Raw genomic sequence first — 7,882 nt, forward strand, 5'->3', positions numbered from 1 at the left:
AAATAAATAATTTCCTTTAATCAGTTTAATAATCATAAAATTTTAATAAAACTACAAGGGAATAATAAAAATTATTCCCTTGAAATTAGCTTATTTATCTAAAATAAACTAAGGCAAAAAATTATCTTACCATGTAACACACACTGGCGGTTACCGGCGGAGGTAAACAACCACCAACAAATTCCGGCAAAGTCTGCACTGGCGTCCCACCATTATCCGGCACTTCTTCATCAATGCGAATTTCTTCGTACTTATCCATGTCCATTCCTCCTTTTGATAATGCCTTTAAAACTCATCTCACACAGTTATTTGCTAATATACAAAAAATATAAAAATTTGTCACCAAATTTGATATCTATAATCAATCATAATAATCTACTACAATACTTTACTCATTATTACATATTAAAATGAAAAATAATCATTCAACCCTAAAAAATGCTGAGATAAGCCTCCAGATAACGTCAGATTTGAAAACAAAAAGGTTTAGCACAGAAAGAGCAGAAAGGGCGACGAGTAATACTATAATCAGCCCCTTTTCAATGTCCTGAGCTTTTATGGTGGCGCAGAGGACAGGATCTTTGGATAGATACGCACTCGCCGCGTATAGCTCCTCTCCTATCAGAGTATAGTCACAGGAAGTTATAAAAAACGGAAGCTGAGTCACGGCGTCGGTTCCTGCTATCTGAATTGCACCTGTAGAATTTCCTGTCTCGGCTAAAAGAAGGGATTCAGCCCAAAACATTCCTAAAAATAGGTTGGTTGCAGGTTTCTCTCTAAGCATTATACCGTTAACCGCAGCGACAAAGGCAAATTGGTGTTCGGATATGAAGAAGACCTGATCTGAATTAAAGGCGTCAGGCCTACCCGCTTCAAGATAAGATTCCTTCACTACTTCCGATGTCACCGTATAGACAATCGGGTCTGCTGATGGAACTATTATTGTAGATTCGTATTCAGCGACTTTTTTCGATACCGGACCGAGAATGTTGATCGAAGCGACGGTTGCTATGTCGTCCATGGTGGAAAGGCCGGGAACATAAAGAACAGGTCTTCCCATTTCCGTCGCTCTTCCTACGGCTTCGTCTAAGGCATCCAATCCGGCTATCTTTCTTATAAACAGCAGTTTACCCTTCTTCGCAGAATTAATAAAATAAACTATTAAGATAAAAGCTAAAGCCGCCGCAAGAAAAGTATTCACTTTTGTTTTGTTGAATATTGAAGCGGATGAACTGAAAAAATCACTTTCGCCAATAACATCAAGCTCTGTCTCTTGTTGGGAAACCGCAACAATTTTGTATGAAACGTTCATGCCTGCTTCGAGAGGATATCGCGGATCGCAATCGACAAAAACTGTCTCTGCTGGTGAACTCAATCTCCCCAAAAAATAAAAACCTTCTCCGGGAGAATCTTTTCTATAAACGAGATAACCAACAGCTTCAGGATTGTCAGTTGGATTCCAGAATACCAAAAGAGCAGATCCGTCATCATTCGGTAAGTCCTCGACGAAAACTCCGCCGTTTATTGCCGAAAAACTCACCACTAAAATAAAAGCGCCGAGTATTGTTTTCATGTTTCACTTCATCTTAAAATTCCGAGCCAGTCATGCAATAGGAATTGAATTCTGCCTATGAGAAGAGAAACACGCGCCATAATCGTATAGCCGAACGATGCTCCGAAAGCTATCATGACAAACCATATTCCGAGCCTCGAAGTTTTGCCTACGATGCCTTCGTGTTTCAGAGAGAAAAAGAAATAAAAAAGAGTAGATACAACACCAACGAGTAATAGAAGTGCCCACCAGGAATTCAGACTTGTAGGGTTGAATCCCGTCAAAATTGTACCCTGGACTTGCGGAAAAATATTTGTTTCAATGCTCGGTGAAATTGATATACCGTTGAAATAGCCCATCATCAAAGCTATGGGCCACCTCGCCAGCCAGCTTTGTTTGGGAAAAAATCTGAAAAAATACAGAGATCCCAGCAGAGTCGGTATTGCGACATATATAAATCCGGGCCAGTTACTTTGAATAAAAGCATCTCTAAGAGGCATTGCAATATAAGGTATTGCCGTCATGTGCCATACAATGGCTATTGACCACCCAACTGAAGCCCCGACAAAAACGTGTTCGGCAAACCTGTAGAGCGGATTGTCTTTATATAGAAAGGAATAAATAGTCAGCGTCAGAAAAGCCGCTATCCATACCCAAATGCTTGTCGAAATGTGCATCAGAGCCTCCTCTCTCTGTTCTTTTTTAGTACGAAGAAGGAAATGTTGCCGAGTATAACCATAACTATTATGAGTATATGAACAAAATTCTGTGAAGCCATTGCAATGCCGGCTTGTTTTCTTACTTCGATGTTGAGTCTCTGGGCGTTTAATTCTTCGTATTCAGCCGCGCCTTTCATACCGCCTAACATGCCAATAAACTGTCTTGTTTGAAGAAAAGTATAATATTCAGCAGCGCTGACCGCAGTGGTTCCAACTCCAATCGGGGTTCCGTACCTTGTTCCGGCATAAATCATCCACCATCTTGATACTGCCGAACCTGCAATATCAACAATCAAACCTATGTCTTCAAGTCTTCTAATGTTATCCATCATCGGTAAAAACTTCAAACTATCACCGTGTACATCAATTCTAAAAGTACCGATCAGGTCTTCACCCATACCAACAATTACAGCTAATCCTCCAGGAGCAAAAGGTAAAAAGACATAATCCTTCCCGTAAATAATCGAGTCTCCGTTCGCTAAGTGATAATTCATTTCTTCAAGCACAGTTCTCTCTGTTATTTGTGCTAAACCGTAACCATCAGGGTAAAGTCCTCCATAGAGGATAACAGGAATGTCAGCTTCGAGAGCGTGTCTGAAGAGTGCGTTTGCCATGGGTTGCAGTTCAGGTGAAGTAGAAGGTGAATAATCCGTTACTATTATTATCGGTTTTTGGGTGTATTTGAGGCTGTCAACGAAATTCCAAAGGTTGAGAGTCGGAGGGGATGTTGTAACGGGAAATCTAAGGTTAGTAATTGAGGGAATAATTACAGATAAACCGATTAGCAGAAAAAGCCATCTTCTGTCCAATTTTTCCATAAAAAGCCAAAATTTCATCAGTCACCTCCCCCGAGGTACGCCCTCTCAATTCCAAGGATTATTTTCAAAGATGTAGCGATTGACCCCAGACCTATGCCGATTGTAATTCCCCTTTGAGCCGCTGTATTAGGATATACAAGGATCCACTCAACTACTCCGTCCAGAAAACTCCCGAAAGAAACCCTTCCCAGCATGACTATTATCGCCGTTACTAAAAGTGCAAAAGCCATTGCATTCCTCGCTTTGAAAGATTTGAACGCGGCGGAAGCTATATAAAATGAAAGAAGAGAGAACATGGTCGAGTCGAGAGAGACATTGATGCTTCTGTAGAGATTCGAGAAAAGCCAGCCGTTTGTTCCGCCTCTTCCAAAAATCCCCACTCCTGCCATCCCGAGAAGACAGAAAATAGCTACACCAGAATAGAAGCTGTCTTTGTTCTTTCTCGCTATTTTTCTTGTATGGACGTAGAAAAAGCTGGCCAATCCGAGCACTAAAGCAAAAGCACCTGATATTCTCACCCATTCTGCCATACTGTCGTAAAAGGTCTGCGACACTGGATGCGGTATGAAAAACTGGATTATCATAGCCAAGCCGAGCAGAAATACGACGAGAAGGGGAAGAGTCCTCTTTAAAAACATTTCCCAACTCCTTTAGATTTATGTGAAAACTCTATCATTGTCACGATCCAAAAATTGACATAATTACTCTTGACATTAATTCGGATTTGATAAAATTGAAATTCAGAACAGCCAGTATTGAAAGTAGAACGAGAAGAATCAATATCATTGCTTTTTCTACGTCCTGGGCTTTTATAGTGCCTACGAGAACTGGATCTCGTGACAGGTAAGCGCTTGCAGCATAGAGTTCTTCTCCAATGAGAGTGTAATCGCAGGAGGTGACGAAAAAAGGAAGCTGTGTCACTGAGTCTGTCCCTGCTATTTGAACAGCTCCAGTTGCGTTTCCTGTCTCGGCGAGAAGAAGCGATTCGGCCCAGAACATACCAAGGAAAAGGTTTGTCGCCGGCTTTTCCCTCATCATTATTCCGTTTACGGCGGCGACAAAAGCAAACTGACTTTCTGAGACAAAAAAGACCTGGTCTTCCTGGAAGGCGTCAGGTCTTCCTGCTTCAAGGTAAGCCTCTTTGACAACTTCATGTGTTATCGTATAGACGATCGGATCTCTGTTTGGGACGAGAATTTTAGTCTCGTATTCGGCGACTTTTTTTGCGACTGGTCCGAGAATGTTTATAGAAGCGACAGTGGCTATATCAGACATAGATGAAAGCCCCGGAACGTAGAGAACCGATCTGCCCATCTCCGTCGCTCTTCCTACTGCTTCATCCAGGGCGTCAAGACCTGCTATTTTCCTTATAAAAAGACTTTTTCCTTTTTTAGCAATATTTAAAAATACTAGTAAAGCGATAAAAACAATAGCAACAGCTATGATGGTATTTTTTTTAGTCGAGTTGAAAAAAGAATATGAAGGCGAGAATTCTTCTGAAAAACCTATTTCCAGCAATTCATTTTCATTCTCATCAACAGCGACAATTCTGTAAAAAACTGTCATTCCGGCGTTTAAAGGAGCCCTCGGGTCGCAGTCGACAAAAACCGTATTTGAAATGTCGCTGGATTTGCCTATTTGGACGTATTCGGCGTCAGGCGCATCTTTCCTGTATATTTTGTACATGAAAAAGTCCGGAATATCGCCCGGCGGCTCCCAGCTGACAATGAGGGCTGAGCCATCGTCGTCGTGGACGTCTTCAACGCATATTGGAGACCCAACCAGGGGCAAATATCCCCACAAGATCAGGACAAGCGCTGGAACAATTCTATGAATAATCATGCCTACTCCTCGATGAGTTCTACGTTAGCTCTCGGCAACAGCACCTGTTTACCGTCCTGTAGTTTGACCTTTACTACTCTGACTTTCGCCTCTGTTTCAATTTGCCTGGGTTCGGCTGGGAGTTCCGAAACTTCCCCTATCAAACCGAAGTGGGGTTCTCTTATTATCCTGACGAGTGTGCCTACTACCATCATACCTGATTCTTTGAACTCTATCTTTTTATCGTCATCGGAAAGCTTTATGGGGATTATTACCTCAGGTCTCATGACCCCCGCCCTTATCTGCGTTGCACCGTTTACCGAAGCCATTGAACCTTTCTTGGAAGACAAAAGTTTGAAAGTTTTATTCGCCATCGCTATCTTTCCGAAACCTTCCGTCACAACGAGAGTCAGTCCGACATCTTCGTGCCCCGTAATGGCGACGCCTATGTCGTAACCTATGAATTTCTTGAGGTCTTCGTCGTCCACGCCTCCCACGACTACAGCTTTGACGCCGGTTTCAGCGGCTTTTTTCATGACTTCGGAAGTACAGAATGAACCGCCTATAACTATTTTGCCCTTGCATTCGGGTGTTATGTGGCTGACGAGCAGTTCTTCGGCAGGATCGTTTACGACCGGAAGAATTTCACCCCTGGTCTCGCCGCCGATTCCGAAAATTCCCTGGACGAAAGAGCAGACAGTTTCTACAACTACTCCTTCGTCGGGGAACACTTCGACGATTTTTCCGTCTATATAGGCGTCTTTTTCGACAGGCTGGGGTGGCTCCCTTAAAATAGCCTGACCTGTTACGTCCGAGACACTCTCGAGCGTGCCGTCAATCGGAGACCTCGCCGAGGCCTTGAAAAGTCCCATAAAACCTTTCGTCTCGGCTATGATTTGACCTTTTTCAATTTTTCCGCCTATTTCAACTTTCAGTGAGTTTTTTACGTCGCCAGCCGCTGTTCCGAGTTTTCCCGCGAGATTATAGGGAAGGACATTTCCGGGCAACTCCGTCCTGGCTACTGTGTCCTCGGCTTTAACCTGGGTGCTGATTTTGTCAATGAGTACCTTCCCTTTCAGAGGAAGTCTTCTCTCTTTTCTCAGAACTGTTCTCTGAGTCACCATAAGTCCGGGTGTGTATGCATGAGCCATTTATCACCTCTCGTCCGGGTATATGTTGAGTGATTTATTCCATGCGGTCAGCTTCTGAACGCGCTCCTCTTCTGTTTTGGCTATCTCGAAAGGTCTTCTTCCGCGTGTGTCGACAATCAGTCCGACGACGCCTCCTTCTAGTTCTGTCGTGAGCTCTTTTCCAAATCCCGCTCCGACATCGAAATTCCTTTCGGGGCTTATAATCGCCTTTTCCTTTTTGCCTTCAGGAAATTCCAAGAGTTTTAAAGTTCCGAATTCGACTGATTCTTCCCTCCCGCTCTCGAATTTTATCTTGATGCAATGATTTCCAGGTTTTTTCTTCTTTTTCTCCACAGGGGCTATGCAGTGTCCAAGTCTTATCAGGCAGTCGTTGTCGAAAACTTCAGTTGCCGCTTCCGGATGAACCGTCGAGAGGACTCCCAGGTGCGGCATCATGAATATCGAGTCCACCGCGAGCATCGTATCGCCTTCAGGCAGAAACGCGTCGATCATCATCAAGGCAGACTGGGCTCTCCTCGGCGCGTGCGAAAGAACTCCTCCCGAGCCTATGAGCATGTTTAATTTCATCATATCTACAAGCGAAGTCCCTGTCGCCGCCTGATCAAACGCGTCGGCTATAGTCCTCTCCTGCTGAACTCCTTTGAGGCCGACGGCCATAAATTTGTGCTGGATGAAAGCAAGCCTGAGCGCTTCTCTCGCAATGGCCTGTTCTACCTTCAGTTCTTCGAGCGTCTGAGGTATCGTCGTCGGCCTTATCATTTTATTGCGGATCCTGTTCCTCAGGTCTTTTTCGTCCATCTTGAAAGGGACCCACCTCATAATGTTTGGAATTCCTGCTTCCGCCATGACGTTCGAAATCGAATATGACATCCCGAGGTTGGCAGAGACCGTTCTGTTGAAGACGGGCTTTCCTTCCGACTTGTCTTCAAAAACGCTGAATACGTCCGTAGTAGCTCCTCCTATGTCCACACCTATGACCTGAATGTTCTCTTGTTTAGCAACCGTCTCTATCAGAAGTCCGACAGCTCCGGGCGTCGGCATTATACTGACGTCGGTCCAGGACATAAGCTTTCTGTATCCGGGGGCCTGAGCCATCACGTGTTCCATGAAAAGGTCATGAATCTTGTCCCTGGCCGGTTTTAAATTTTCTCTTTCGAGTATTGGCCTCAGGTTGTCGACAATGAAAAGCTCCGTCTTTTCCTTGAGCCGTTCTGCAACCATTTCTCTGGCGTCCTTGTTACCCGCGAAAATAACCGGAAGCTTGAATGTCGATCCGAAGCGCGGTTTCGGATCTGCGGCGGCGATGAGCTCGGCGAGTTCAGCGACGTGCTTTGTCGTCCCGCCGTCTATTCCACCAGAGAGCAGAATCATGTCCGGCCTAAGGTTTCTTATTCTCTCGATTCTCTGGTGGGGAAGTCTTTTGTCGTTCGTCGCGATGACATCCATGACTATGGATCCTGCGCCGAGTGCCGCTCTGGCGGCCGATTCGGCCGTCATATTCTTTACTACCCCGGCCACCATCATCTGAAGTCCTCCACCTGCCGAAGATGTAGAAATGTATATGTCCACACCCTCGCTTTCGGATTTATCTTTTGCTATGAGGTCATTCTCGATTATTTTCCTGTCGACAAGTTCTTCCACTTCCTTGACAGAATTCAAAACGCCTATGGTGACGTCTTCAAAAGGGGATTCCACGGTAGTCGGCGCTTCACCCCTTACGATAAGCCTGTATCGCCCGGCTTTATCGTCTTTCTGAATGAGAATCGCCTTCGTAGTGGTGGATCCGCAGTCAGTCGCGAGAATTGTCTTTATCTGTTCCTT

8 protein-coding genes are annotated in these 7,882 nt (G+C 44.6%); all 8 read right to left on the minus strand.

All coding sequences use genetic code 11. The features are described from left to right. Positions 1–121: 121 nt before the first annotated feature. Positions 122–259 carry a hypothetical protein gene (locus JXL83_05885; GenBank protein MBN2363642.1) on the minus strand — a complete coding sequence of 46 codons (138 nt, stop codon included), beginning with the start codon at positions 257–259 and terminating at the stop codon, positions 122–124. A gap of 162 nt (positions 260–421) precedes the next feature. Then, positions 422–1,573 carry a hypothetical protein gene (locus JXL83_05890; GenBank protein MBN2363643.1) on the minus strand — a complete coding sequence of 384 codons (1,152 nt, stop codon included), beginning with the start codon at positions 1,571–1,573 and terminating at the stop codon, positions 422–424. Between the two features lie 8 nt (positions 1,574–1,581). After that, complete coding sequence (locus JXL83_05895) at positions 1,582–2,223, minus strand: hypothetical protein (protein MBN2363644.1); 642 nt, start codon at positions 2,221–2,223, stop codon at positions 1,582–1,584. A gap of 5 nt (positions 2,224–2,228) precedes the next feature. Further along, positions 2,229–3,089, minus strand: a complete 861-nt coding sequence (locus tag JXL83_05900; GenBank protein ID MBN2363645.1) for a hypothetical protein — start codon at positions 3,087–3,089, stop codon at positions 2,229–2,231. A 17-nt stretch (positions 3,090–3,106) separates the two neighbouring features. Next, positions 3,107–3,727: a hypothetical protein gene (locus JXL83_05905; GenBank protein ID MBN2363646.1), complete on the minus strand. Its 621-nt coding sequence runs from the start codon at positions 3,725–3,727 to the stop codon at positions 3,107–3,109. Between the two features lie 40 nt (positions 3,728–3,767). Further along, the gene (locus tag JXL83_05910) at positions 3,768–4,931 is read right to left on the minus strand and encodes a fibronectin type III domain-containing protein (protein MBN2363647.1); all 1,164 of its coding nucleotides are present in this window, start codon (positions 4,929–4,931) and stop codon (positions 3,768–3,770) included. Between the two features lie 2 nt (positions 4,932–4,933). After that, positions 4,934–6,061 carry a hypothetical protein gene (locus JXL83_05915; protein ID MBN2363648.1) on the minus strand — a complete coding sequence of 376 codons (1,128 nt, stop codon included), beginning with the start codon at positions 6,059–6,061 and terminating at the stop codon, positions 4,934–4,936. A 3-nt stretch (positions 6,062–6,064) separates the two neighbouring features. Next, positions 6,065–7,873 (minus strand): glutamate mutase L, encoded by a 1,809-nt coding sequence (locus JXL83_05920; GenBank protein MBN2363649.1) that lies wholly within the window; start codon positions 7,871–7,873, stop codon positions 6,065–6,067. Positions 7,874–7,882 lie beyond the last annotated feature (9 nt).

Source organism: candidate division WOR-3 bacterium (genome assembly GCA_016934535.1).
GTDB lineage: Bacteria > SDB-A > SDB-A > SDB-A > SDB-A > JAFGIG01.